Annotated in this window: 25 protein-coding genes and 1 pseudogene; 20 read left to right on the forward strand and 6 right to left on the reverse strand. The window is 37.1% G+C overall.

What is annotated here, in order from left to right:
* Positions 1-26: 26 nt before the first annotated feature.
* The 10 genes from Q1B03_RS17285 (at position 27) to Q1B03_RS17330 (ending at position 12,035) form a co-directional block, all read left to right on the forward strand.
* Positions 27-716, forward strand: a complete 690-nt coding sequence (locus Q1B03_RS17285; RefSeq protein WP_299744255.1) for a GNAT family N-acetyltransferase — start codon at positions 27-29, stop codon at positions 714-716.
* Between the two features lie 15 nt (positions 717-731).
* Positions 732-1,955, forward strand: a complete 1,224-nt coding sequence (locus Q1B03_RS17290) for a glycosyltransferase family 4 protein (protein WP_299744258.1) — start codon at positions 732-734, stop codon at positions 1,953-1,955.
* A 38-nt stretch (positions 1,956-1,993) separates the two neighbouring features.
* Positions 1,994-3,031, forward strand: coding sequence for a polysaccharide biosynthesis protein (locus Q1B03_RS17295; RefSeq protein WP_299744544.1), 1,038 nt, complete (start codon positions 1,994-1,996; stop codon positions 3,029-3,031).
* Between the two features lie 16 nt (positions 3,032-3,047).
* On the forward strand, positions 3,048-4,157 hold the full coding sequence (locus tag Q1B03_RS17300) for a capsular polysaccharide biosynthesis protein CapF (RefSeq protein WP_299744547.1): 1,110 nt from the start codon (positions 3,048-3,050) through the stop codon (positions 4,155-4,157).
* 3 nt (positions 4,158-4,160) lie between these two features.
* On the forward strand, positions 4,161-5,285 hold the full coding sequence (gene wecB / locus Q1B03_RS17305) for a non-hydrolyzing UDP-N-acetylglucosamine 2-epimerase (protein WP_299744261.1): 1,125 nt from the start codon (positions 4,161-4,163) through the stop codon (positions 5,283-5,285).
* A gap of 229 nt (positions 5,286-5,514) precedes the next feature.
* Positions 5,515-6,777, forward strand: coding sequence for a glycosyltransferase (locus Q1B03_RS17310; protein WP_299744264.1), 1,263 nt, complete (start codon positions 5,515-5,517; stop codon positions 6,775-6,777).
* Positions 6,778-6,808: 31 nt separating this feature from the next.
* Positions 6,809-7,897 carry a capsular biosynthesis protein gene (locus Q1B03_RS17315; RefSeq protein ID WP_299744267.1) on the forward strand — a complete coding sequence of 363 codons (1,089 nt, stop codon included), beginning with the start codon at positions 6,809-6,811 and terminating at the stop codon, positions 7,895-7,897.
* Between the two features lie 92 nt (positions 7,898-7,989).
* The gene (locus Q1B03_RS17320; protein WP_299744269.1) at positions 7,990-9,381 is read left to right on the forward strand and encodes a hypothetical protein; all 1,392 of its coding nucleotides are present in this window, start codon (positions 7,990-7,992) and stop codon (positions 9,379-9,381) included.
* On the forward strand, positions 9,371-10,789 hold the full coding sequence (locus tag Q1B03_RS17325) for an oligosaccharide flippase family protein (protein ID WP_299744272.1): 1,419 nt from the start codon (positions 9,371-9,373) through the stop codon (positions 10,787-10,789). The genes Q1B03_RS17320 and Q1B03_RS17325 overlap by 11 nt, the downstream gene beginning before the upstream one ends.
* A gap of 79 nt (positions 10,790-10,868) precedes the next feature.
* Positions 10,869-12,035 (forward strand): nucleotide sugar dehydrogenase, encoded by a 1,167-nt coding sequence (locus Q1B03_RS17330; protein ID WP_299744275.1) that lies wholly within the window; start codon positions 10,869-10,871, stop codon positions 12,033-12,035.
* A 188-nt stretch (positions 12,036-12,223) separates the two neighbouring features.
* On the opposite strand, the gene Q1B03_RS17335 is transcribed toward Q1B03_RS17330, so the two are convergent.
* Entirely contained in the window at positions 12,224-13,054 is an 831-nt protein-coding gene (locus Q1B03_RS17335; protein ID WP_299744280.1) for an alpha/beta fold hydrolase, read from the reverse strand.
* Between the two features lie 405 nt (positions 13,055-13,459).
* Here Q1B03_RS17335 and Q1B03_RS17340 point away from each other — a divergent pair, with 405 nt between their 5' ends.
* Entirely contained in the window at positions 13,460-17,476 is a 4,017-nt protein-coding gene (locus Q1B03_RS17340) for a S8 family serine peptidase (protein ID WP_299744550.1), read from the forward strand.
* A 278-nt stretch (positions 17,477-17,754) separates the two neighbouring features.
* Positions 17,755-17,844: pseudogene (locus tag Q1B03_RS22190) on the forward strand (topoisomerase DNA-binding C4 zinc finger domain-containing protein); the annotation flags it as partial.
* A gap of 399 nt (positions 17,845-18,243) precedes the next feature.
* Here Q1B03_RS22190 and Q1B03_RS17345 read toward each other — a convergent pair.
* The 3 genes from Q1B03_RS17345 to Q1B03_RS17355 form a co-directional block, all read right to left on the reverse strand.
* On the reverse strand, positions 18,244-19,104 hold the full coding sequence (locus Q1B03_RS17345; RefSeq protein WP_299744283.1) for a hypothetical protein: 861 nt from the start codon (positions 19,102-19,104) through the stop codon (positions 18,244-18,246).
* A 24-nt stretch (positions 19,105-19,128) separates the two neighbouring features.
* Positions 19,129-19,752, reverse strand: a complete 624-nt coding sequence (locus Q1B03_RS17350; protein WP_299744286.1) for a hypothetical protein — start codon at positions 19,750-19,752, stop codon at positions 19,129-19,131.
* 526 nt (positions 19,753-20,278) lie between these two features.
* A complete protein-coding gene (locus Q1B03_RS17355; RefSeq protein WP_299744289.1) occupies positions 20,279-21,160 on the reverse strand; it encodes a helix-turn-helix domain-containing protein in 882 nt (293 codons plus the stop codon).
* 166 nt (positions 21,161-21,326) lie between these two features.
* Here Q1B03_RS17355 and Q1B03_RS17360 point away from each other — a divergent pair, with 166 nt between their 5' ends.
* The 5 genes from Q1B03_RS17360 (at position 21,327) to Q1B03_RS17380 (ending at position 22,804) form a co-directional block, all read left to right on the forward strand.
* Positions 21,327-21,470 (forward strand): hypothetical protein, encoded by a 144-nt coding sequence (locus Q1B03_RS17360; protein ID WP_299744292.1) that lies wholly within the window; start codon positions 21,327-21,329, stop codon positions 21,468-21,470.
* 229 nt (positions 21,471-21,699) lie between these two features.
* Positions 21,700-21,849, forward strand: a complete 150-nt coding sequence (locus Q1B03_RS17365; RefSeq protein ID WP_299744295.1) for a hypothetical protein — start codon at positions 21,700-21,702, stop codon at positions 21,847-21,849.
* Positions 21,850-21,918: 69 nt separating this feature from the next.
* Entirely contained in the window at positions 21,919-22,341 is a 423-nt protein-coding gene (locus Q1B03_RS17370; RefSeq protein WP_299744298.1) for an alpha/beta hydrolase, read from the forward strand.
* Positions 22,342-22,403: 62 nt separating this feature from the next.
* The gene (locus Q1B03_RS17375) at positions 22,404-22,619 is read left to right on the forward strand and encodes a hypothetical protein (RefSeq protein ID WP_299744301.1); all 216 of its coding nucleotides are present in this window, start codon (positions 22,404-22,406) and stop codon (positions 22,617-22,619) included.
* Between the two features lie 38 nt (positions 22,620-22,657).
* Positions 22,658-22,804 (forward strand): hypothetical protein, encoded by a 147-nt coding sequence (locus Q1B03_RS17380; RefSeq protein ID WP_299744303.1) that lies wholly within the window; start codon positions 22,658-22,660, stop codon positions 22,802-22,804.
* Positions 22,805-22,980: 176 nt separating this feature from the next.
* Here Q1B03_RS17380 and Q1B03_RS17385 read toward each other — a convergent pair whose 3' ends face one another.
* A complete protein-coding gene (locus Q1B03_RS17385) occupies positions 22,981-23,244 on the reverse strand; it encodes a hypothetical protein (RefSeq protein WP_299744306.1) in 264 nt (87 codons plus the stop codon).
* A 5-nt stretch (positions 23,245-23,249) separates the two neighbouring features.
* Positions 23,250-23,861, reverse strand: coding sequence for a helix-turn-helix domain-containing protein (locus Q1B03_RS17390; RefSeq protein WP_299744308.1), 612 nt, complete (start codon positions 23,859-23,861; stop codon positions 23,250-23,252).
* 447 nt (positions 23,862-24,308) lie between these two features.
* Between Q1B03_RS17390 and Q1B03_RS17395 the strand changes: the two genes are divergently transcribed.
* The 3 genes from Q1B03_RS17395 (at position 24,309) to tatC (ending at position 26,662) form a co-directional block, all read left to right on the forward strand.
* Positions 24,309-25,559: an amidohydrolase gene (locus tag Q1B03_RS17395; protein ID WP_299744553.1), complete on the forward strand. Its 1,251-nt coding sequence runs from the start codon at positions 24,309-24,311 to the stop codon at positions 25,557-25,559.
* Between the two features lie 51 nt (positions 25,560-25,610).
* Positions 25,611-25,805 carry a twin-arginine translocase TatA/TatE family subunit gene (locus tag Q1B03_RS17400; RefSeq protein ID WP_299744311.1) on the forward strand — a complete coding sequence of 65 codons (195 nt, stop codon included), beginning with the start codon at positions 25,611-25,613 and terminating at the stop codon, positions 25,803-25,805.
* A gap of 122 nt (positions 25,806-25,927) precedes the next feature.
* Positions 25,928-26,662 carry a twin-arginine translocase subunit TatC gene (gene tatC, locus Q1B03_RS17405; RefSeq protein WP_299744314.1) on the forward strand — a complete coding sequence of 245 codons (735 nt, stop codon included), beginning with the start codon at positions 25,928-25,930 and terminating at the stop codon, positions 26,660-26,662.
* The last annotated feature ends 55 nt before the right edge of the window (positions 26,663-26,717 follow it).

The raw sequence follows: 26,717 nt of genomic DNA on the forward strand, positions 1-26,717 counted from the left end.
TCATTCTGAAAAGGAGATTTAACTTAATGAATGATAAACAAGTAATGTCAGGTATAAAAGAGGATATTATTATTTCAAATTTTAATACCGATGATCTTAATTCCTTTATTCAAATCCACCTTGAACATCTGTTCTCTGATAGCGAATTTTCCAAGATGTATCTTGTTGAAAGGTTTAAATATTTACTTGAATATGAAAAAGCTGTTACGGTTTCTGCCAAGGATATTCATGGTGAAATGTTAGGTTTAGTTTACGGTGGACCAGAAGGTTACAAGAGCAAAATGAACAAAAACATTATAAAAAAAATTGCATTAAAAATTTTGGGGAAGCCATATCTTTTATTTAGCGGTGAATTTATGTACAAGTATAAATCTGCTATTAATAGATTAATATTAAAATTCAGACCTAGGAAAACAGATGCTGAATTTTCTTCGGAAAATGCCGATCCAGTGTATATACCTCCAGAGCCAACCTTAAGACTAACTGGTATAGCTGTATTAGAGGAATACTCACACTTAGGTATAGGTGAACAATTACTTATAGGTTATGAAAAAGCTGCAAAAGAAAAAAATTATAGAAGTATTATATTAGAGACGCCTAGAACAAATATAAGGGCTATAAAGTTCTATGAGAAGTTTGGATGGAAGAATTTTGTTAATGATGACGCAAATTTGGGTAAGGTTTATTTCTACAAACTCATCCCTGAAAATAATTAAGTGGGAGATAGAAGTATGAATATTACATTTCTTGTTGGACATTTAGCTAAGGAAAGACATTCTTTGTTGTATGAACTAGCTTTAGATTTAGGCGAACATAATAATAATGTTACTGTCATTACTGGATTTCCTTCTAGAAGAATAACTGAAGAAGTTAGACAATTTTATTTGGACCATCCAGTTGAGCAAGTTTCCGACAATGTTAAAGTAATTAGAGTTGGTTCAAAAAGCGGTGAAGGTCAAGGATTATTAATTCGCATGATCAAATATATATTTTTAACTTTTAGTATTTATAAAGAGGCCAAAAAACATAAAACTGATACATTCTATATTTATAGTACACCTCCGTTTTTAGGTTTACTGGGATCCAAATTAAGTAAAATTGCACCAACATTATATAATGCACAAGATTTGTTTCCAGATACACTCATAAAAATGAAGAAATTGAGTGATAAGAATATTTTTGTGAAATTTTTAAGAAACCTTGAAAAAAAAGTATATCAGCATAACACTAAAATTGTAACAATCTCAGAAGATATGAGAAACACGATTATTGAACAGGGATCCAAAAAAGAAAAAGTGGAAGTTATACAGAATTGGGTTGATATACACAAAATAAAAAAAGTTGAACGTAAAGATAATGATCTGTTTAATAAGTTTAAATTAGATAAACAGTCATTTTATGTGTCTTATGCAGGAGACATTGGATTGTTTCAGAACTGGGAAATAATATTAGACGCAGCTCAAGAACTTGAGAAAGAGTACAATGATATAAAATTTGTAATAATTGGTAATGGGTCTTATAAAGATAACATGGAAAAAAGTATTAAAAGAAGAAAGCTTAGTAACACATTATTGTTCCCTTTACAACCAATAGAATTAATTTCAAGTGCGTACAGTTTGGGTGATTTAGAATTAGTTTCACTTGAAAAAGATATGACAAAACTTGCATTACCATCAAAAATTGGACAGATTCTTGCTGCAGGGAGCCCGCTACTTGGTATGTTTGATTCAAACAGTTATATTTCTAATGAAATAACAAATAAGGGACTTGGAGCAGTCGTTGATAGTTTTCAAAAAGAATCATTGGTAAAAATCATTAAACATTACTACCACAATAAGCATGAATTAGAATTAATATCAGATAATGCAAGAAAATATGCTGAGCAACAACTGGAAAGGAAATTACAAACATCTAAATATAATAATTTGTTAAGGGAAACCTCTTACAAGTCATAATAGGTTTTTTAGATGATAATTTTTTAGGAGGAAATATGATGTTTAAAAATAAAACTTTGTTAATAACAGGTGGGACAGGTTCTTTTGGGAATGCGGTGATGGAAAGGTTCCTAGATACTGATATAAAAGAAATTCGAATTTTTTCAAGAGATGAGAAAAAACAAGATGATATGAGAAAACATTACAAAAATGAAAAGTTGAAGTTTTATATCGGTGATGTTAGAGATTTGGCCAGTGTGAAAAATGCTATGCATGGAGTAGATTATATCTTTCATGCAGCAGCTTTAAAGCAGGTTCCATCATGCGAGTTCTTTCCTCTCGAAGCCGTTAAAACTAATGTGGTAGGTACAGACAATGTATTAACAGCAGCTATTGATTATGGAGTTAAAAAGGTAATTTGTCTTTCAACTGATAAAGCAGCCTATCCAATTAATGCTATGGGAATCTCAAAAGCAATGATGGAAAAAGTATTTGTAGCTAAATCAAAAACTGTTGATCCTGAAAGGACACTAATTTGTGGAACTAGATACGGCAATGTTATGGCCTCACGAGGATCGGTTATACCATTATTTATTGAACAAATAAAGAGTGGCCAGTCTTTAACAGTAACTGATCCTAGTATGACTAGATTTCTTATGAGTTTAGAAGAAGCAGTAGAATTAGTAGTATTTGCATTTCATAATGCTGAGGCAGGAGATATTATGGTTCAAAAATCCCCAGCTAGCACTATTGGAGACCTTGCTCAAGCTGTAAAAGAATTATTTAATGCGGATAATGAAATAAGAATTATTGGTACCCGCCATGGAGAAAAACGTTATGAAACACTTCTTACCAAAGAGGAATATGTAAAGGCAGAAAATTTACCTGGTTTTTATAAAGTTCCAGCTGATCGAAGAGACCTTAACTATGATAAGTATTTTGCAGAGGGAGATCAGAAACTTACTAGTGTAGAAGAGTATAATTCTGATAATACACAAATCCTTACTGTTGAACAAATTAAAGGAAAACTACTTGAGTTAGAATATGTACAAAATGAATTAAAAGAGTGGAATAAAGAAGTTCACGTTATGAATTAAAGGGTGGTTTTGAGTGATGAATATTCTTGTTACGGGAGCAAAAGGCTTTGTAGGGAAAAACCTTATCGCGGAGCTTAAGAACAACGGGTATAATAATATATTTGAGTTTACTAGGGAAAGTAATACATCACTACTTGAGAAGTATACAAAAGATTGCGATTTTGTCTTTCATTTGGCTGGAGTTAATAGGCCAAAAAATGAAAGGGAATTTATGGAAGGTAATTTTGATTTAACTTCTCAATTACTAGAATTATTAAGAAAACATAATAATAAAGCCCCTGTGCTTCTAACTTCTTCTATTCAAGCAGAAAAGGATAACCCGTATGGGAGAAGTAAGAAAGCTGGAGAGGATTTATTATTAAATTATTATTATGAGACTGATGCTAAAGTATATGTATATCGACTTCCAAATTTATTTGGTAAGTGGAGTAAACCAAACTATAATACAGTTGTAGCTACATTTTGTCATAATATAGCTAGTGGCTTAGATATAAAGATAAACAACCCGGATGCAGAGATTAATCTTTGTTATATAGATGATGTATTAGAAGAGTTTATTAAGGCTCTGGAGGGAAGGCCAACTGTTCAGGATGATTTATGTGTTGTACCTGTAGCACATAATATTAAACTTGGAGATTTAGCGGACCTTATAAGGAGTTTTAAAGAAAGCAGAACAAATTTAAGTATCCCTAATATGGAGGACGCTCTAACTAAAAAGCTTTATAGTACTTACTTAAGCTTTTTACCAGAAGATCAGTTTTCTTATGATCTTAGAATGAATTCTGATAATAGAGGCTCTTTTACAGAGTTTATGAGAACACCTGAAAGAGGACAAGTTTCCGTAAATGTATCAACACCTGGGATTACTAAAGGCAACCATTGGCACCATACTAAAAACGAGAAATTTTTAGTTGTAAGTGGAGAAGGCTTAATCCGCTTCAGAAAAATAGACTCTGAAGAAATTATTGAATATAGAGTAAGTGGGGAAAGATTACGGGTCGTTGATATTCCAACTGGATATACACATTCAATTGTAAATGTAGGGGAAAGTGATCTCGTAACAGTAATGTGGGCAAATGAATGCTTTGATCCAGAAAGACCAGACACTTATTTTGTGGAGGTATAACTAATGAAGAAATTAAAAGTCATGACAGTCGTTGGTACTAGACCAGAAATTATAAGATTAGCAGCAGTTATTAATAGACTAGAAGAGTCTGATGCAATTGAACATACACTTGTGCATACGGGACAAAATTATGATTATGAATTGAACGAAGTATTTTTTAAGGACTTTAATTTAAAAAAACCAGATTATTTCCTTAATGCAGCTACCGGTACGGCAGTTGAAACAATAGGGAATATTCTTGTTAAAATTGATCCAATTATGGAAGAAGTGAGCCCAGAGGCATTTTTAGTGCTAGGAGATACAAATAGCTGTTTATGTGCTATTGCAGCAAAAAGACGTCATATTCCCATATTCCATATGGAAGCAGGAAATAGATGTTTTGATCAAAGAGTACCAGAAGAAACAAATAGAAAAATAGTAGATCATACAGCAGATATAAATTTGACCTATAGTGATATTGCAAGAGAATATCTTCTTAGAGAAGGATTCCCTTCTGATAGAATAATTAAAACTGGAAGTCCTATGTTTGAAGTTCTCAATTCTAGAAAAGATGACATAGAGAGTTCAAGTGTATTAGAAAAATTAGGTCTAGAAGAAGAAAACTACTTTGTAGTATCGGCTCATAGAGAAGAAAACATTAACTCAGAAATCAATTTCTTAGATTTAGTAGATAGTTTAAATGGAATTGCTGAAAAATATAATATGCCCGTGATTGTGAGTACACATCCTAGAACTAGAAAAATGATTGAGTCTAAAAGAATAGAATTCAACCCTTTAGTTAAAACGATAAAACCTTTAGGGTTCAATGATTATGTGAAGTTGCAAATTAGGGCAAAGGCGGTACTAAGTGATAGTGGAACAATTAGTGAGGAATCCTCGATTCTTGGATTTAGGGCTCTTAATATACGACAAGCACATGAAAGACCAGAAGCTATGGAAGAAGCAGCAGTAATGATGGTTGGCTTAGGAAAAGAAAGAATATTACAAGGGCTGGAGGTACTAGAATCGCAAGAAAGGGGTACATTAAAGCTTGTTGAGGATTATAGTAAGCCTAATGTGTCTGAAAAGGTCCTCCGAATAATCTTATCTTATACAGATTATGTAAATAGAGTTGTTTGGGAGAAATAATAATTAAAAGTTAGTAAATGTATGGTATTATGTCCCCAGATTGTGGGAAATAAGATATAAGTTTTTAGATATAAAAGTGATTTTAAGAGAAGAATACTATCAATTCGGTTTAAATGTAAACAATTTGGTATTTATGTTCATTATTTAATATAAAACTGGTATTGATAAGTGATAATTTATTATAAAAGCTTGTTGATAAATAACGTACCTTTTATAAAGGAGTATAGAATTGTCGAAAATATTATTAATATCATACAACTTTCATCCAATTAATACCCCGCATTCTCAAAAATGGACTGTTTTACTAAAGCTATTAGCAAAAAAATATCAAATAGATGTTATTTGTTCCGCAAGACAAAACCTTCCAGAATTTGAGAAATTTGAAGGTATTAATATATATAGAGTGAAAAATCCGATTAATCAGACAAGGGAACTATCGAAAATAGAAAGCGGACCTGAAAAAAATTCGCGTAAAAGTAATAAGAAGTTCTTAATTAGTTCTTTAAAAAAGATACATGACTTGACTTGGAAAAAGGTTTACTTCCCGGATTTTTCAATATTCTGGTATCTTTCAGCGAAGAAAAAAGCTGAGTATTTAATGGAAGAAAAAAGATACAGCAACGTGATAACTGTATCGTTTCCTTTTACCCCACATTTAATTGGGTTGATGTTAAAGAAAAATTATTCTTTTAAATGGCATGTGGAAATAGGGGATCCATTCTATCTAGCGGACAAAAATCCATTTAATAATCAAAAAATATATGGGAAACTTAATTTCAATTTGGATAAAATCATATTTGAAAAAGCAGATAATTTATACTTTTATCCAGAAGTAAGAGGAGATTACGAAGAAATATTTCCATTTATAAAGGAAAAAAGCACTAACATCCCCATTATGCTCTTCGATAGTCGTGCTAAGTTAGGAAAGAGTAAAGAAAATGAAACGAAGGAATTTCTTTATATTGGAACTTTAAATAAAAGAATACGAAACCCTGAATATCTATTAAAACTATTTGATCTAGTTGAAAATAATTACAAGGAAACAGAATTTAAGATTACCTTTATAGGAAATTTAAGTGATTGTACGGACATTGTAAGTAAATATAAGACAATTTTTGGAAATAAAATGGAAATAATACCACCGATACCCAAGGAAGAAGTCAAAAAGTATCTAGGAAGAGCAGATGTTTTAGTGAACATAGGGAATGATAGTAAATATCAATTGCCTAGTAAGTTAATTGAATATATAAGTACAGGTAAAACAATCTTAAATATTGTTTCAAATGAGAATGATACTTCAAGGACTTTTTTAAAGAAATATAAAAAGGTCTTAAATATTGAAACAAGTATCAATATGCAAAAAAATATTGAACTCCTCTATCAGGTTATTAACGACCGTGAAGAGATTCATTTAAATGACGAAGATATTGAAAAAATGATTAATATTCACAGACCAGAACAAATATTAAAACTTTATAAATTTAAATACTAATAGTTTAAACAAGTAAATTGTAGTAGGGGATGTGATTAAAATAGGTGGTAAACAAAAAGTTTGTATTCTAAGTACTACCAATTTACAGCATATGACATTAATAAGTTTATATACTAAGATTTTTGAAGATGAGAAGGTTGATTATGATATCATCTATTTTGATAGGTACGGTATCAAAGAGGACTCGTCTGCAAAAAATCTATACGTTTATACAAGCGCTTATAATAGAAGCGGAAGTAAACTTAAGAAACTTAAAGAATATATAAAGTATAGAAATTACGCACTACGAATATTAAAAAATAATGACTATGACTTAATTATTGTATGGAATACAATGACTGCTTTTTTATTTTCAAATTATTTATTGAAAAAACCAAAGAAATATATATTAAACATTCGTGACTATTTTTTGGAAAAAAACTTATTTGTATATAAAATACATGAAAAACTAATAAAAAATTCTTATACCACTACAATTTCCTCGAAGGGATTTTTGAATTTTTTGCCTAAAAGCGAATATTTATATACTCATAGTTTTAACCCAAATCTACTTAATGAAGAAAATGAAAAATCCCTTCCGACGAGTAAAGGTGATAAAATTGTAATAGGATTTTTGGGGAATAATCGCTTTTTTGATCAAGGGAAAAATCTCATGGATGCATTAAAAAATGACAAAAGATTTGAAATGTGGTTTTGTGGAACAAATTCAGATGTTTTGGAAAAGTATGCTGAGGAAAATAACATAAAAAATTGTAAGTTCATGGGGAGGTTTAATCCAGAAGATACCTCTAAAATTCTTATGGAATTTGATATTATTAATAATTTATTTGGAAATGATTCAGAGGCAGTTAAAACATTGACGTCTATAAGGTTATATTATGGAGTCTTCTATAAAAAAACCATATTGGTAAATAAAAGTACATATATGGAGAAAATCGTACAAGAAAACAACTTAGGTATAAGTATAGACTGGTCTGATCAAAATTTAGCAGATGAAATATATAATCAATATAATAATCTAGATAGAGAAGATTTTGAAACGAAATGTAATAGCTTCTTGAAACAAATTAAAAGAGAAAATGAATTATTTGATGAAAGTATTCATAAGTTAATTAAATAAAAGATCATTACATGGTTTTGTCTCTCAAAAAATAAAAGAAAACTTTTTTAATAAGGTGAAAAATGATGTCTGATATCAAAGGTTGGCAATTAATGAGTTCTGAAATCAAAAAAAATAGTATAAGAGACAAAAGGAAAGCTCTGTATAAGCCACTTTTAATAGTAGAAGCTTACTTGGTTTTTACTATTATTCTATATATTTTTGGCCCATGGGACTGGCCAACTCATAATGTTTTAAAATTCTACTTATTAATATTTCTATACCATATTGCATTTATATCGGGCTACTTTATGAGTATGCAAAATGTTTCATTTATAAGATTAAATAATAATTTTTTTGTAAATGAGGAAAAGAGAAACAGAATAATTCAAATGATCATCAGGTATTTAAATATTGCCATAATAGTCTATCTGATTCTTGCAGTTGTAAATGCGATTAGAGTAGTAGGATTAAGTGGTTTTTCACCTGTGTCTTATTATAATGAAGTAATAAATGGTCTTAACAATCCAGCTGGTCAATACTTTGAAAAATTTGATCAAGGTAGCTTATATGGGGGTTCATTTCTTTCATATGCGAATGTACTACTTTCACCATTGCTATGGCCAGTAATTCCATTGTCAATATATTATTTCAAAGAACTAAAATTTAATAAAAAAGTGTTAGTTATTCTTGCAATATTGTTAGAGTCATCGAGGTGGGTCGCAACAGGAACAAATAAGGGAATATTTGACATGGCGTTCGTTATTATTACAATGTTGCTTATCAAGAATATATTTAGAAAACCTAAAAAAACAATAGTTAGAAAAAAATATGCGACATGGAAAGTTGCTATAATTTTAATTTGGCCTTTAATTTACTTCGTTGACGCAATAAGTGGGCGATTAGGTGGAGACAAGATAAACTTCTCAACCATTAACCCCAATGTTGGTATAAATGAGGAAAGTTTTTTTATGCAAATTATGCCTGAATCTTTTGAAACGGGATTAATTTTTTTAACATCATATGTTACTCAAGGTTATTATGCAATGTCAATGGCGCTTTCCATGCCATATACCCCAATGTTCGGAGTAGGTAACTCAGTGTTTTTAATGAGTAATTTTAAGCAAATTTCCGGAATGGAAGTTTTTCAGAATACTTATCAATCAAAAGTAGAAGCAACGTTTGGATGGGCTGCACTTAATAAATGGCATACATTTTACACTTGGATTGCTAATGATGTATCTTTTATCGGGGTAATTTTTATTATGTTTATAATAGGGTATATATATGCTTCTGTTTGGAAAGATGTTGTGATAAATGAGAACCCTGTGGCAATAACTTTAATGGCATTATTTACTATAATGTTTGCATACATAAGTGCAAATAACCAGGTTTTGAGTTATCCTACGACCTTTACGGCTTTTTGGGGATTGATAATTTATTGGATTTATTCTAAACGAAAGTTAAGGATCATGGACAAAGTGGTAGATAATAATGAAAAATAAGCGTTTATACGATTTTATTAGAGTTATATTCTCTAACGGTATGGGGTTGTTTTTAAGTTTAGCCATAACCATAATATTACCAATCAAATTATCAGTTGAAGGTTATGGTTATTGGCAACTTTATTATTTTTACAGTAGTTTAGTTGGTTTATTAATGTTTGGATTTTCAGACGGTGTTAATCTAAGGTATGCCGGTATAAAATATAAGGATTTAAATAAGGAACTTTTTAGAACTTATTTTAGATTTGTGTTATTTCTTTCTGTGACAATGTTTTTATTAAGCTTAACTATGGCATTTTCACTTTTAGAAAATGAAAGATTGTTCGCCTTTATATTCATTAGTTTAAATATAGTTCTTTTTAATATAAATGGATTCTTTCTTCATGTTAACCAAATTTCTCTGAGGTTTAAATATTATTCATGGGCAATTATATTGGACAGGTTAATATTTGTTCTTTCTATAGCTCCAATACTTTTTTTACCAGTTAAAGACTTTAAAATATTTATTATTATTAATATACTCTCACGTTGTGTAGTGATTTTATATAATATAGTGAATTCAAAAGAAATAGTTTTTGGGAAATCACTTCCAATAAGGCGGTCCTTGTCAGAAATTTCCGCTAATTTTAAGGTGGGAATTTTTTTAACAACTGCCTTGGGGATAAATATGCTTTTGGTCGGTTATCCAAGGTTTTTTATTGATGCTTTTTTAAGTATAGAAGACTTTGCAATATATTCATTTGCAAACTCAATTTTGTCAATGACCATACAGATTGTTATTGCAATATCAACTGTTTTGTATCCTTTGCTAAGAAGAATTGATATAACTAAATATGAGACATTAAATGTATTGTTGGAGAAGTCAGTAATAATCTTATGTGCAGTTATGCTAGGTACTTATTTTCCAATATATATTATTATAAACTCCTATCTATCCAAATACATCCCTTTACTTGAGTATTTATTTTGTTTATTTCCTCTAATGATATATATATGCAAAAATAATATAGTAGTTTCAACCTTTTATAAAGCTCTTAGATTGGAGAAGAGGTTACTTCTAAATAACATTATAGGTTTAGTATTTGGTATAACTATTACATTTTCTAGTTTTATGATTTTTAATAATATAAAGTCTATAGTAGTTACTTCTGTTGTATGTTATGCATTGTGGAACCATTATACGGAGTGGCAATTAATTAAAAAGTGTAATTGGGCAAACAAAAATAGATTTGGTGATTTAGTTATAGTTATTGGTTTTTTATTAATATCTAGGATTTTTACTCCGGCATGGGGGCTTCTTTGGTATGGGTTGTATTTATTTATAATTGGTTTTCTACTTAGGAGAACTTTAAAATCATGGTTGTCTGACATTTTACATTTACTAGGCAGGAAGAACTTACAAAATTGAATTATACCTATCTTCAATTTATTTTGGGTTTTCCTTGTTTTTAATTAATTAGGTGAAAGATACACTGAGGTGAGTTTATATGAAGATTACAATCGCTGGAACAGGCTATGTGGGTTTATCTAATGCAATATTATTAGCTCAACACAATGAAGTAATTGCATTAGATATTATTGAAGAAAAAGTAGAAATGATCAATAATAAAAGGTCTCCGATAATAGATTATGAGATTGAAGAATTCCTAGCAACAAAAGAATTGAATTTAACCGCAACCACGGACAATTATAAGGCATTTAAGGACTCTGAATATGTGATCATATCTACACCTACCAATTATGATCCGGAAAAGAATTACTTTAATACCCGAACTGTAGAAGCTATTATTGCTAACGTTTTATCTATTAATCCAGATGCAGTGATGGTTATTAAATCTACAGTTCCGGTAGGTTATACAGAAGCAGTACGAGAAAAGTTTGAGACAGAAAATATTATTTTTTCACCAGAGTTTTTAAGAGAAGGTAAAGCATTATATGATAATTTGTATCCCTCTAGAATTGTTGTTGGTGAACAGTCTGAAAGAGCAAAGGTTTTTGCTGATTTGTTAGTGGAAGGTGCAGTTAAAGAAAATATTGACGTCTTATTTACCAATTCAACAGAAGCTGAAGCTATTAAACTATTTGCAAATACTTACTTAGCAATGAGAGTTGCTTTCTTTAATGAGCTTGACTCCTATGCAGAAGTAAGAGGATTAGATGCTAAACAGATTATCGATGGTGTTGGACTAGATCCTCGAATAGGTACACACTACAATAATCCTTCATTTGGATACGGTGGTTATTGTCTTCCTAAAGATACAAAGCAACTACTGGCTAATTATGAAGACGTACCGAATAATATCATGACAGCAATAGTAGATGCTAACCGAACAAGAAAAGATCATATTGCAGATATGATAATTAACAGAAATCCTAGGATTGTTGGAATTTATAGACTTACAATGAAAATGGATTCAGATAACTTTAGACAATCTGCTATCCAAGGAGTTATGAAACGAATTAAAGCAAAGGGAATTGAAATTGTTGTGTATGAGCCAGCACTTCATGAAGAGACATTCTATAACTCCAGGGTGGTTAATGATTTTGAAGAATTTAAGAGAATATCAGATGTAATCGTAGCGAATCGATTATCGGATGATTTACGCGAAGTAAAAGATAAGGTATATACAAGGGATTTATTTAGTAGGGATTAATAAATTTAACCCGCCGAGCTATTGGTTTGGCGGGTTATTTGACGTTCTTTATCCATTTTGAACCTTAACCTCTAAAAGTTGAACCGTCCCGATGCTTCCTTTGATGAACACAAATAAGATTGCGAGGGACACACATTTTAGTTATGAGAAACGTACCGGCCAGCTAACCATCCGTAAAGAAAAGAATGCTAAGTTATTTTATTCCCTACCAAAAAACCCTCAACCACCCCATTAAACTTCCCACCATACTCCCAAAACATAAGATGCCCACCCAACACCTCTACCTCCGCTTTAGGAGCCAGCTTTCTCAAACTGGAACTCGCCGCTTCCGCCCAGTGCTCGGCAACAACAAACAAAGTCGGCACGGCTTCACTGCTCTCAGCCGCCTCCACACGATAATCAGAGAAAAGCCCCGAAGAAAACAAGTTGGCAGCAATATAGTAAGGGGTTTTCAGTGATTGCTCGACAATCCACGTCAATTCTTCTTCCTTCAGCTCCCGTTGGACCATGACGCCCTTGGCATAAGCAGCAATGAAATCCCGTTGTCCTTTTGGATTGCGAAGATAGTTTGTGTACGCCGCAGCCATGTCATCAAGCTTGCCTTCCACCCACTCCTCGTCTTGTTGAACCGATAAAGATTTGGGCGGCATATCAATGAGGACAAGGGATTTGATGTCATCCGTACCGAATTGGCGGATATATTCCCAAACCGTTAAGCATCCGAATGACCAGCCGACAAGCGTTACATGCTCAACCTTCAATTGCTTCAATACCTTTTGTAGATCCGTTCCATGCGTGACATAGTCATTCCCGTGAACCGTCATGGTTGATCGGCCGTGGCTTCTCGGATCGATTACAATCGTACGGTGAGTTTTTGAAAAATGCTTCACCTGCTCGGAAAAGACTTCAGTCGTAAATGTAAAACCCGGAATAAAGACAATGGGTTCTCCGCTGCCGATATCCTGAACAAATAATTCGATGCCCGGTTCCACTTCAATATACGTGCCATTTGGGTTCATGGCTGCATCCCCCTGATTCTTTAAATTGGTTTCTACATTATATTCGTTATGGTGATATTTCATATCAGAAATTATTGATCATCAGGATAGTAGGGAATCTGTCCCTCGGTCCCGTATTCATTTTGCTCCAACTTTCGAGTTCTGGCCCCAACCACCTCTATTACTTGAAATAACCCTATATTATTAAGAAAGAAGTCCTGATTCCATTATATTCATAAGGAGAAAATGCCTCTAAATATCGATATCACCCACCATTTATCCTGTTTTATGTCCCGATACTGTACCGAATGTAGACCCTTTATAATTTAAACAGAGAGACTTGGAAATGATTGGAGGGCTGAAGTGAAGAGCCCAAACATTCATGGTAGTGTCTCTGAATGAAGTTGAGAAGGGGGATACATATTGATGAAGAAGAAAATAGGGAACTCAGCACTGGTGCTGTCACTCTCGACGGGGTTGCTCGTTAGCCCATTATCATCTGTCGGCAGTGCGGAGGAAGGAGTCAAGCCGGATACACCTTTGTCGATTGAAGAGCTGCAGCGGCTGAATAAGGAAATGGGGTATCCATTTCAGGATCTGCGTGTTTCAAGTGAAATTGATTTAGAGAGCAGTGAAAAGAAGAACGTCATCATAGAATTTCTCCATGAACCACCTCAAGTGAAAGCCTCAAAGAGCTCCAAGTCAAAACGGTCCACCACCATCCATCAAGCGAAAGAAGCAGTCGAGAAAAATCATCAAGCATTTAAATCTAAATTCCTTATGAAGCGAGGTAAAGGTCTTTCAATAAAAGTAAATAAAGAATTTAAGCATGCCTTTAATGGGGTTGCCATTGAAATTCCGCAAAACCAGATAAAAGAGCTGCTAGATTCAGAGATTGTGAAAAAGGTATATGTGGATGAAGAGATATCGATTGATCCTCCTCCACCAGTTGAAGCGGCAAGTGATGAAGAGAAGTCTTCCCCTGCACGGGTGGAAATACTTCCTCAAATCGGAGTGGACAAGCTTCAGGAAGAAGGAATAACGGGTGAAGGCATTAAGGTGGGTGTATTAGATACGGGAATCGATTACAATCATCCTGATTTAAAGGATGTGTATCGAGGCGGCTATGACTTTGTCGATAATGACGATGATCCGATGGAAGCGACGTATGAGGACTGGAAGAAGTCCGGAGCCCCGGAGACAAGGGGAGGCCAAACGTATTATACGTCCCATGGTACCCATGTTTCGGGAACCATCGCCGGACAAGAGGCCAATACAGAGAAAGCGTATAGTGTTCAAGGGGTAGCACCGGATGTTGAATTGTATGGATACCGTGTACTGGGTCCTTATGGGACAGGTCCGATGTCAGGGATTATGGCCGGGGTGGATAAAGCGGTTGAGGACGGAATGGACGTGATCAATCTGTCCCTTGGAGCGGCCACCAATGATCCGTTTGACCCGTTATCCGTCACAGTGAACAATGCGATGCTTGCCGGGACGGTGACGGTCATTTCTGCAGGGAACAACGGGAATAAGATGTATACCCTTGGGACTCCGGGGGCGGCACCGCTTCCAATCACCGTGGGGGCAAGCAGTTCACCCATGACAATCCCGGTATCACAGGTTTTATTCAAAGGTGAATCAGAGGTGGATGCAGAGCTGGAAATGATGGCAAAGTCCTTTACCGACGACTTGACACTTTTAGAAAATAAAGAATTTGAGATTGTTGATGTGAAGAGGGGTCTTCCTTTTGACCTGGCAGGGAAGGATTTGGCCGGGAAGGTAGCGTTGGTCGAGTTCGGCTACTTGCACCCGAAAGGTCTCATGAAAACCTTTAAAGAAAAGGGAGTCAAAGCGGTATTGTTCGCGAGCAACTCAGAGAATCATACAGGTTTTTTCATGGGGGAAGGAGCTGATTTCATTCCGGCCTTTTCGATGAAAAAATCAGCATTGGAGTTTATTCGCAGTCAGGAGAGAACGACCGTTACCTTTAATGAAATGGGGGAGTATATCACAAAAGGGGATAAGCTTGCCCCATTCAGCAGTAGAGGTCCGTCTTTGTTTACATACGACATCAAGCCGGAAATTACAGCCCCCGGTGTCCATGTCTATTCGACGGTCCCGGCTGATACGGCAGACACGGAACAGAGGGAAGACTACACCTATGCGTATGAACGATACTCTGGTACGTCCATGGCGACTCCACATGTGACAGGGGTCGTCGCCTTGCTGCTCGATCAGAACCCTGACTTGACTCCTGTACAAATCAAATCCATCCTGATGAACACAGCGGATCCACTTGATGGCGATTACAGCGTGTATGAAGTGGGAGCGGGAAGGATGGATGCGTATGAAGCCGCTCATTCCGATCTAACGATGACGGTCCATCATGTAGCGAAGTCGGTAGATGGGAATGGAGAGATCATTGACATTCCGAACCCTACTGGAAGCCTGAACTTTGGCGGGATCGTGCTGGAGAATGAAGACAAACTGGAGAAACAAACGATCACCATTGTGAATAATGGAAAAGAAGTGAAGACGTTAAAGGGTAATGTGAATTTCACCGGAAAATCAAAGGACCCTGTGGCAAACGGAGTCAAACTGACGACAGAGAATGAGGTGACGATCAAGCCGGGTGAATCAAAGACCATTGAAGTACAGCTGGAAGTCCCGGCATCTGCTGAGAAAGGTCCATATGATGGCTATATTCAATGGGTCAATGAGCAGGATGGGGATGAGGTCTATCAAATCCCATTCGGTGCCAGGGTATTGGGAGAAGGTCTTGCTAAACCGAAGCTGTCCCATTCCGTCATCACACAGGATACGCAGTCACATCCATACATTCAGAATAAAACCGATATTATCACAGAATTTTTTGCTCCTACGATCTACAGTGTTATGGTCCTTCTAAAGGATTATGAAACGGGAGAAGAACTTGGAGTTGTCGGATGGTACCTCCCTTCTGATATCGAAGAAGGAAAGGATTATGTCATGAAATTCGATGGGAGCTACAACCCCATTGCAAGTTTTGGGCAACAAATAGCACCAGGAAAGGTGAACGCGAAAGAAGGGAAATACATTCTCGAAATCCAGGGAGCATCCTTTGATGGAAAACGATACATCGAACAGGAAGTCATCACGATTGATAACAGCGTTGCTTCCATTGATTTGAATCGAAAGGGAGGCATCTATGAGGTCGATCCCGGCAAGAGTATGAAGATCAATGGGAAAGTGAAAGGGAATGAAGTATGGAAATATGAAAACGTTGGATTTAAGTCACTGAAAGAGGATACCCCTTATGAAAAGGTGAAAACGAAGGGTAAGGATAGAATCAATCTCGACTTGGGTCTTGAAGGAAGCGAGAAGATGAAGACGGTGAATCTACTGCCTGTGAATGTTACGAAGAATGCCTATATGTGGCATCCTGATTATCAATACACCTTGATTGAGAAAGGTACACCATATGCCTATTTAGGTTCAGAGAAGATCGTTGATGAGCAAGAAAATCTTTCAATAGATTTGACGTTGAAAAACGTCAAAGAGCTGACTACATCTCAGTATACGTTCACCTACCCTCATCATTTGGAAATGGAAGAGGTTTCGCTCCATCCTGAATTAGAAAAGGTAGCTCAAGAAAAGGGAATGGATGTAACAGTCGAAACGCTTGAAACCCAATTGAATGAGGCGTCGACTACCGTTACCGTACAAGTTTCCACCACATCAGAAAAACCATTAAAGATTGAAAAGGAAATGGAGATTTTAACACTTTCCTTTACCCAGAAAGCAGGCTCATTTCATAAAGGTCCTCTGGAAATCCAGTTGAACGATGCAGACTTGTCAAGGGGTCCGGAATTATTGACCGTTAATGGAATGGTGAATATCATCCCTTCCACTTCTGAAATAAAAGGATATGGGATCGCAAACTTCAGCTGGAGTCAGGTACAAGAAGCAGATATGGAGAAACTTGACGTCGTCGTAAAAGCAACGGATGAAGAAGGAAAAGAATACGCTGGTACCATGACGGAAACAGGACACTATTTCATTGATGATCTTCCGGCCCAAGAAGAGTCCTACATGGTGGAACTCAAGATTCCTGGACATTTCCGGAGCATCCAGACCATCCCTAACATGAACGATATAGTCGGTAAGCACATATATGGCTCACAGCAGCAATTAAGCAATATCTATTATACAGGCGGGGATGTCAATGGAGACGATGTCATCGACGTCCTGGACGCAGTCGAAATCAAGGACAGCTGGAAAACATCCACAAACCGCAACGCAGACATAAACTTTGACGGCATAGTAGACGACCGGGACATGTGGTCGGTCTTCGTCAACTACGAAGCACGAAACACATGGGCGCCCAATCCTCCAATGCCAAAACTTAAACATGAGGGTCAGACATTGGAAGACATATTAGATGAACTGGGAATACGTTAACGGGACGTGGGGACAGGCACCTTGTCCCACATGATTTTAGAGAAGAGAAGCACGGGATTATTCCCGTGTTTTTTTATGGGGTGAGGGAGCAACAATGAGGACCTGTCCCTTGATCCCCAATGTTAATAAGGTCTAATCTTGTCAATTTCATCCCTCAATCCACTATTTTCCCTCCAGAGTTTCTTATTCTGCGAAGTAAGATTTTTCCATATAAAGGATTTGCTGTTGCAGTTTTTTATTTTCATTGAGCAGTCGATCCTGAGCACCCCAAATGTAGTGGAGAATTATCTATGAAAAAAGGGAAATACGGATCTTTTTATGGGTGTAATAGCTTTCCGAAATGTCGTTATACCAAGCAAGTGTCTTGATTTTGGGGTCAGACCCACATTCCTATGATTTCCCTTATTTATAGGATTTGCTTTCTTCCCATCAATCATTGCACAAGCGAGGTTCAATGAATTTAACGAACGAACCAATCTAGACATTTGATTGGAGGACTATAGGGATTCCACCGGGAGGTTATCTGATGATGTAGTGAGGGTGAAAATCAGAGAGTGTCTGGGCAAATTCGTAATTCCCCAATTTAAGAGCCTGTCGAAAAGGCGGAAAGGGATAGGCTGTTGAAGAGAGTGAAGAGGATTGAAGGAGTGTCACAGCAGCAGGCTGCAAGGATTCTGGGGATTGCGGTTCGTTTTTGTATAAGATTGAGGGGTAGAGTGGGAAGCGTCCCATCTACCCGAAGCTACTGCATATATAAATTTTGGTCCTTAATTTTTACTATTGATGATATTTTCAACCACTTCATCGTTAATGCCCATTAACCCATACGTGGTTTCCATAAAGAATTGTTCATTTTCCTTTCCTTCTTTTAGATATTGAAACACAGGAACAAGTTGGAAGAAATGACGATTAGATTGAGATGATAAATCGAAGTCAGCTTCAATTGTAAATGTATCTCCTGCATCTACAACTATCTCAGAATCCAGCGGTTTCTCATTTACCATGATATTCTTATACGTAATTTCTTCATTAGGATTATAAAGCTTCTTAATCGTTATAGGTTTATTGGTGTTATTTTTAAAAGTACCATTAAAAGTGGTGTTAGGATAAGACGCATTATAACTTCCCTCTGCTATAATGTCTTGATTATCGCCATTTGGTTTTACCATTACCGTAAATTCTCCAATTTTATGTACTTCTGGTTCTCCTTCTTTAAAGAACAAGGAAATTTCCGAAATTGTTTCAATTCCTTCGGTAGCACCTGGACTAATGTTTACTATCAAGTTACCAATGCGCTTCTGATTCCCAATTTGATCACCTTTAGCAACTTCAAAGTCCTTTACTTTGAATAAGCCTTTACCATTAAACGAGACACTCACTAAATCGTCTAGCTTTGAATTCTTTCCTTTTTCAACATAAACTAAATTGAAAACCTTAACTTGTGTTTCATCAGTAAAAACCACATTTCCTCTCCATTTTCCAAAATGGACTTCAGATGCTTTTGGAGGCAGAACCTCATCTTCAGTAGAAGCTTTAGAATTTTCTCCAGATAATAAGGTATATGCTGCATAAGAAGCAATAAGGACAAAGGTTAAAGTTATTAATACCCATCTCGTTCTTGATTTCATGAGTTATCTGCCTCCAATAATTGTTTATCTGTATACTACACGCAGGTACTGGTCCCTAGTTGGTTCATAAGCGTAATGATAGCTAGTATGAACTACTGCACCACCCATTTTCTCTTGATACTTAACATAGTACTTATTGAAATCTCCGTATAAAGCTAATCTGTTGTCTCTAGAAGGATCAGCTGGAATAGAAATTGTTACAGAATAACTTTTTGAGTATGAACCAGAAAGGCCAAGTTGTACCTTGATTGTATCCTTTATTGTAGCATCAGCACTACCTGATACCGTTAGAGTAGTAGTTGTCGTTGAACTCCATCTGTAGTTATCTGCACCTTGCCAAGTACTGGTTAGATATTTTACGAATTTATAAACTTCACCATAACTTGAAATCTTCGTTGCATGTCTTGTGTAATTTACACATGCGATACAATCTGGCTCTACAGCTGCATCTGGACCTGTTGCCTTATCAATTGAAACCTTTTCCTGCGCTTCTGTCGCTGTAACCTTTATTTGTTCACCCAGTTCAACTGATTGCCCATCAATTACATCAGTTTCTACACTTGATCCAGAACTTGCAAAAGCGGCATTACCTGTAAATAGCATTGCGATCAAAGAAACCGTACCTAACATCTTAAGTATTTTTTTCACCTAATTCTCCTCTTTCTATATATTATTTGATGTTTCTTAAAACTATCCTCCTTTCCTCTAGTTGAAAATATTGTACAATACAAAATTTTCTGGATATTTCTCCATTTCCAGTTATTTCATTCGTTATAGTCGATGAAAGATTCTATATTCATGGGTTTTGAGCAAATAATATAAAGATACTTATGTAAGAACCTTTTACCGGATAATTAATTTATTTTGGAGATATTCGTTAGGTGTCGATTTACTTTCCTTAGCCATTTCTTCGGCATACTGTAAAACTACTCTATGAATCTCCTGCCAGCCGAATAAACTGGGACCTAATTAAAAAAGTGCAAAACTCACTATTATCAATGTATTATTCTTGGATCTGTTGAAATATTTGATCTATTTACAATCATCGTAATGTGAAAAAACGTGCAGTCCAACTATGCCTAAAGAATTGGCAAAGAACTATAAAATCGTTACAAACTTGTAGAAGTGAATAGAAAAAGGATTAAGAGTGGTTCTCTTAATCCTTTTTCTATAGTTAGGTTTGATTAAGCAGGGCATCGTCTATGGTACTTTGAGCAGCCTCTATAAAATGCTCTTTCCCTGATAATGAAAAGATTAGTATAGCTTTCTTTAACGCTTCTATGCCTTCAGTAACGCGGTTTAACTGGATAAAAGAAATACCTTTGTAATAATAGAATTCCCCACGTAAGTAAAGTGTATCATTCTGGACACAGATCTTAATTCCTTTATTCGCAATTTCAACCACTAGAGCATATTTCTTCTGGTTCTTAAGAAATCGTTGATAATTGTAATAAAATTTAAGCCTTAAAGAGTAATCATCACAAGATGGTCTGCTCTCTAGTAGATATAATGCCTTGTGGTAATATCTCTCTGCCTCGTCCAGTAAATTTTCTTCAGTGAGTATATTTGCCATAGCAATAAGAGTTTCCACATCTTCTTGGAAGAAATGTTCATTATTATCGCTTAATGTGTCTTTAAGGGTTTTCATCGCTCCATGTAAATCAGAGTCAAGATGATATTGACAAATTCCTAAATGATATTCCATGAATTTTTTCATTTTAGTGGTCTTAAATAAAGGACTAGACCGCTGTTCATATATTAGCTTTCTAAGAACCTTGTAGTCATTGCTCTTAGCAGCTGCCCTAGCCTGATTAATAAACTCTATCTGGTATTCATGGACGGTACTATCCGGTGTGTCCAAAAAATAATTTATCGATACGCCCAACCTAAGTGCAAGAGAGTATAGGATATGAGCTGACGGGACAATTACTCCCTTTTCAATCATACTAATATACGCTTGAGTGCATATGCCTTTTGCTAACTTTTTTTGTGAAACCTTTTGGTAGGTTCTAAGGTCTCTTAAGCTTTGGCCAATAGTTATAATCATGCTCTCCATCCAAATTTCCTCCTGACTTAATAAAGATATTTATATTATAGAATGAATTAGACTAAAAGAAATAGAATTTTATGAAGAAAAACCTAAATTTGGCTAAAAATAGGTAAAAAACTATTTTAAAAGATATAGTACAATGTACTTATGAAATTGAGGGGAGAGAGTTTAAGTGAAGAAAATGAAAAACGTACTATTTGCTATAGTATTTATAACCTTACTTACCGGCCATATTGTGAATCCAACTGGTGACAAAGACTTACCTCCTGCCTATGGAACAAAACCTAATTTAGTTGAAACTGAACAGACCAATTAATGAGTTAATACGAGGGATGGGACATGGGGATGGGCACCACCTTGTCCCGAAAGTGAAAAAGAAGAGGGGGGTATTGCCTCTTCTTTATTTTTTTCTAGGATAAGGGACCGGTCCCGGTTTCCCATTAAAATATTTCTTTTAGGGTGTCTTTTTTCACTCTTCCAACCTATTTGATACATGAATAGATCAGAAGGGTGATTCCTCCATCCCGTCCACCGAGATCCCAGGCTTGGAATTGGTGTACATCGAAACGGTCCAGGATGTGCTCGATGTCCTGTCGGGACAGCAGCTGCTTCCATTTGCGCGACATTCCGAGAGGGAAGAGGAACACGAACACCAAGGAGTGGAAACGAAAATATTGGGGGCTGACCCTCACTAAAAAAAGTATTCATTAAAGTGCTAATTTTGGGCTCAGGCCACCATTCACATACGAGAGAGGAAGGTGGGCATGTCAAACGTATCATTTGAGTATGACTGGACAAAAGATGGATTACGTCTGCAAGGGGTTCATTGGCAGGAACTTCGACACAACACATGTGTATTGTTTATTCACGGTACAAGTGGGAATGTTATCGAAAATTACTTTGCTCACGTTTTAGCACAACACTTAGTGGAGAGTGGGTATGGTTTCTTTTACGGACACACCCGTGGATACAACCACATGAATGACATTGTGACGAAAGATGGAAACCATCGCACGATTGGTGCTAGGTATGAAATCTTCAGCGAGTGCCTCTACGACATTGACTTATGGGTGAGGAAAGTACGTGAACTGGGTTATACACCGATTATCCTCATGGGCCATAGTTTAGGTGTGAATAAAGCCATCCATTATCTATCTGAAGAGGTGCCCCGGCTATTACTGGTTTAATACTCGCATCCCCTCCTGATCTGGTGGGGCTCTCCAAGCGCTATGACCCTCATCGAAACGACATGATTCACGAAGCAAAAACGAATGTGAATAACGGCGAACCAACGAAGCTTCTCTCACATCTTCACGATGGATGGCTTGAAACCAGCTCACAAACGTACCTGGATCGTTGCTTAGAAGGATGTGAGGCGGATAATCTCCCTATCTTGGAAAATCCAGATACCTTTGCCGCGCTATCTACCTTACGCATCCCTATTTTTGCGTTCATGGAGACGTAAACGAAGTAAACATTCACACACCGAATGAAGATTTGGCGTTGATGAAGGAAAAAGCGACAGCGTGCCAAAAGTTCGAATATCTGGTTTTGGAAGGAACCAATCACAATTATGAAGGAAATGAACAGGAGATGGCGGAAGTGGTTGTGAATTGGATGGAACGGCAGTTTAAGGTTGGATCGTTTTGAGTGCCTTTTAACAAATGAAACAACTTGTTGGGACGGGGGGACAGGCACCGTGTCCCAAATGATTTCTAGAAGAGAAGGAAGCGAGACACCTTATAAAACGATTTATAGGTAACCCTACGCATCTACTTTCTCCCGGAAAATTACTGAACTAGAATGGTAAGCTCATATGTAGCTTTTCACCGGTAGCGGACCATTCCCAATCGATCCGAAATCCCCTCAATCTTAGGCGTAAGAAAGTCTATATACACCTGATCCCGTCTTATTTCAAACATATGCAAGGCGTGTTTGAAATAAGGCAGGGCTTTTTCATCGTCACCAACCAGCTCATAGTTGTAGCCTATCTGGTAATGCAATTCGCCTAATCCCCACAGAAGCTCTTCTTCCAGACACCATTTGATGGCATCGAGGCAATAAGCCGTCGAATCTTCGAGTTCCCCCATGCGTGTCAGCACTCTGGATATATTGTAATACAGGCGCGCTTTAATCGACTTATCCTGTAGTAGCTCAGTGGTATGGAGGGCCTTCTCGACCCGGCATATCGTTGGATGGAAAAGTGAATGGTGCCGATGCTTGAAAGAATCTGCATTTCTCTTTCGGACATCGCTTTTTTATCATTGGCCGTCAGCTGATAGGCGTGATGCAATAGATCGAAGGAGGTGTCATGATCCTTCTGGACCTCATATTGATAAATCCCTTTATGCCAGTATAGAAGCTGTAGCTTATCTTGATCCTTATAGAACAACGGGTTCTTTTCCTCTGTCTTGACCAACTCCATCATCTCTTCGAAGCGTCTGTTGACCCGCATGTATCGTAATTGTTTCTCTACTTCCTTCATATAATCCAGTCGCGTGGTGGTCCCGATTTCAAAGAAATAGTTCACATCGACGCCCAGTTTGACTGAGATTTGGTATAGGGCCGTTGCACTTGGGTAAATATCTCCTTTTTCGATCCGGCTGATGAGCGCCTGGGTACAGATTCCTTCAGCAAGCTCCCCTTGGGTGATCCCGACAGATTTTCTCATTTCCTTGATCTTCTTTCCGATTACGGAGTAATTCACCGTGCCACCTCCCAGCTCAGATTTCTATTTTTATAGTTTAACAGAAAAGATGTCTTTTCATGGATAGCAATCGATCGTGGATGGGACGTGGGGACAGGCACCCTGTCCCACGATTACATAGAAGGAACAACCACCATGATTCCATTTAGCTGAATAGTAATAATATTTTAAAAATACCCAAAGCAATTATAAAAAAAGTCGAAACGATTTTGATACGCTAGTTCTAGCTTATAAAAAACACGATGTAAGGAGAATGAGTAAATGGATCAGGAAAGGTATGGTTTATCCAGAAGAAAGTTCTTAAAGGACGCAGGGAGGATCGGCGGCGCTTCTGCTGTGCTCGGAGTGACCGGTTCCATGGGATTGTTTGGACCCCAACCGACAGGTGCCAAAGAACATCAAACGAATAAACACCACACGAAGCAACCGGGAAAAAACAGTTCTTATATGCTGTTGAACGTACGTTTAGAAAGCGGATATCAGTATGAAGGTGGAGAGGTCGTCGCTACAAGCACGGTGTTGAAAAACATCCGCATCGATCAAGGCAAGATCACGAAGATTACAGATACGGGTGTACCATATGAAAAGCACCTTGATTGCTATGACGCTGATGGAAGGCTGCTTCTTCCTTCTTTTAAGGAAATGCATATCCATCTGGATAAAACCTATTATGGTGGTCCTTGGAAAGCGGCAGCCACCAGGAAAAATGGCATTTTCTCCATGATTGAATTGGAACAGTCGCTGCTATTGGAATTACTTCCGACTGCCCAGGAGCGTGCAGAGAAACTGATTGAGTTGATCCTTGGGTATGGTTCCACCTTTGCGAGAAGTCATTGTAACATCGATCCGGTAGTGGGCCTTAAGAATCTGGAGAAATTGCAGCTGGCCTTAGCTAATTATTCAGATAAGTTAGGGCATGAGATTGTGGCATTCCCGCAGCACGGTTTACTCCTTTCTGATTCTGAGGGACTCATACGTGAGGCTATGCAGCTTGGCGTGACTCATGTTGGTGGACTCGATCCAACCAAAGTCGATGGAGATATGGAAAAGTCATTGCAGACCATGGTGCAAATTGCGGCTGACTATCAGGCCGGGATCGATATTCACCTTCATGAGGGAGGGGAAACCGGTCTAAAGGCAATACGCAGATTAGCCGATTTGACTGAGGAAGCGGGCCTTCAAGGAAAAGTAACCATCAGCCACGCGTTCGCCCTTGCAGACTTGGCCCCTGGTGCGGACGTGGATATGGCGAACCGCCTGGCTTCACTAGGGATTTCCATTGCCTCTCATGTTCCAAATGGGAAAGGCGTCATGCCGATTCCGATGCTTCAGGAACAGAATGTAAACGTCATGCTAGGGAATGACAGTATCACCGATCATTGGTCACCATTTGGGATCGGGGACATCCTTCATAAGGCACACCGGGCTGCCGAACTGTATGGCTGGTCCAGTGAGTACAAACTGTCTCGTGCACTTTCACTTGCAACCGGAGGGATCACGCCATTGAATGAGTCGGGTAAACAAGTATGGCCGAAGGTGGGGGATGAAGCAACAGCCGTCCTTGTTCCTGCAAGCTGTTCCGCTGAAACGGTGGCCCGCCTGCCTAAATGTGATGCCGTACTCTATAAAGGGAATGTGGCATCCGGTTCTCTTCATGGTGTGAAGCCGAATGGAAAGAACCCAAAAATGAACGGATAATGGATTGAATTTTACACGCTACGAAAATATCATGGTGAGGAGGGGACATGAATGATTCAAAATATCGGAATACCGGGCTTGATATTGGTTTTAGTCATTGCGCTTATCATCTTCGGCCCATCCAAGCTCCCTGAAATCGGAAGAGCCTTCGGATCGACCTTAAGGGAATTTAAAAAGTCTACGAGGGAATTGGTTTCAGATGGCGAGTCTGAAAGCCGCGAATCCAAAACCAACAATGAAAAGTAAATGAATGATCGATCGATGGTAAGGTGCAGGTATTCGTTACTTGCACCTTCTATTATTTTAGGGAGTAAGGGTTTATACCATTAAGCTTTACTAAAGATTTTTTCCCAACCAGAGGTGTATGTATGGAAAAGATGGATTTGAACTTAATTGGACATTTGGAAGAATTGCGCAAACGACTGATCATCACACTTGCTACATTTGTGGTGTTTTTTCTGATTGCTTTCTATTATATCCGGGATCTATATGAATGGTTCATCCAGGATTTCCCGATCAAGCTAGCCGTTCTGGGACCGAGTGACATCCTATGGGTGTATTTACTGCTGTCGAGTGTCGTAGCCCTTGCCGGAACCATTCCAGTGGCCGCTTATCAGATTTGGCTCTTTGTCCGGCCAGCCTTACATGAACATGAGCGGAAAGTGACCCTTGCCTACATCCCGGCATTATTCATCCTTTTCATTCTGGGCATCTGCATGGGATACTTTCTGATCTTTCCCATCGTTCTTGACTTTCTATTGTCTTTATCCGGGGATATGTTCATGGAGTTCTTTACCGTGGAGAAATACTTTCGCTTCATGATCAGTATGACGCTGCCATTTGGTTTCTTGTTTGAACTGCCGGTCGTCATCATGTTTCTCACAAGCATCGGGGTATTGAACCCTTATCGCTTACAAAAGACGAGGAAGTATGCTTATTTCTTTCTGATTGTGACGTCTGTTTTGATTACGCCTCCTGATTTTTTATCAGATGTTCTCGTGATTGTTCCTTTATTGTTGTTGTATGAATGCAGTGTGGTGTTATCGAAGGTGGTTTATCGGCGGAGGAAGGGGGACGGGGGGACAGGCACCGTGTCCCAATAGATTTGTTTAAACAAACGTTTGATTAGAAAGTCCAAAGCCCTCCGCTTGTGCGATT

This window comes from uncultured Rossellomorea sp. (genome assembly GCF_947488365.1).
Classification (GTDB): domain Bacteria; phylum Bacillota; class Bacilli; order Bacillales; family Bacillaceae_B; genus Rossellomorea.

Coding starts and splice junctions, on each gene's coding strand:
- Q1B03_RS17285 (WP_299744255.1), top strand. CDS start 27: ATGAATGATAAACAAGTAATGTCAGGTATAAAAGAGGATATTATTATT.
- Q1B03_RS17290 (WP_299744258.1), top strand. CDS start 732: ATGAATATTACATTTCTTGTTGGACATTTAGCTAAGGAAAGACATTCT.
- Q1B03_RS17295 (WP_299744544.1), top strand. CDS start 1,994: ATGTTTAAAAATAAAACTTTGTTAATAACAGGTGGGACAGGTTCTTTT.
- Q1B03_RS17300 (WP_299744547.1), top strand. CDS start 3,048: ATGAATATTCTTGTTACGGGAGCAAAAGGCTTTGTAGGGAAAAACCTT.
- wecB (WP_299744261.1), top strand. CDS start 4,161: ATGAAGAAATTAAAAGTCATGACAGTCGTTGGTACTAGACCAGAAATT.
- Q1B03_RS17320 (WP_299744269.1), top strand. CDS start 7,990: ATGAGTTCTGAAATCAAAAAAAATAGTATAAGAGACAAAAGGAAAGCT.
- Q1B03_RS17325 (WP_299744272.1), top strand. CDS start 9,371: ATGAAAAATAAGCGTTTATACGATTTTATTAGAGTTATATTCTCTAAC.
- Q1B03_RS17330 (WP_299744275.1), top strand. CDS start 10,869: ATGAAGATTACAATCGCTGGAACAGGCTATGTGGGTTTATCTAATGCA.
- Q1B03_RS17335 (WP_299744280.1), bottom strand. CDS start 13,054: ATGAACCCAAATGGCACGTATATTGAAGTGGAACCGGGCATCGAATTA.
- Q1B03_RS17340 (WP_299744550.1), top strand. CDS start 13,460: ATGAAGAAGAAAATAGGGAACTCAGCACTGGTGCTGTCACTCTCGACG.
- Q1B03_RS17345 (WP_299744283.1), bottom strand. CDS start 19,104: ATGAAATCAAGAACGAGATGGGTATTAATAACTTTAACCTTTGTCCTT.
- Q1B03_RS17355 (WP_299744289.1), bottom strand. CDS start 21,160: ATGGAGAGCATGATTATAACTATTGGCCAAAGCTTAAGAGACCTTAGA.
- Q1B03_RS17370 (WP_299744298.1), top strand. CDS start 21,919: ATGTCAAACGTATCATTTGAGTATGACTGGACAAAAGATGGATTACGT.
- Q1B03_RS17375 (WP_299744301.1), top strand. CDS start 22,404: ATGATTCACGAAGCAAAAACGAATGTGAATAACGGCGAACCAACGAAG.
- Q1B03_RS17385 (WP_299744306.1), bottom strand. CDS start 23,244: ATGGGGGAACTCGAAGATTCGACGGCTTATTGCCTCGATGCCATCAAA.
- Q1B03_RS17395 (WP_299744553.1), top strand. CDS start 24,309: ATGCTGTTGAACGTACGTTTAGAAAGCGGATATCAGTATGAAGGTGGA.
- Q1B03_RS17400 (WP_299744311.1), top strand. CDS start 25,611: ATGATTCAAAATATCGGAATACCGGGCTTGATATTGGTTTTAGTCATT.
- tatC (WP_299744314.1), top strand. CDS start 25,928: ATGGAAAAGATGGATTTGAACTTAATTGGACATTTGGAAGAATTGCGC.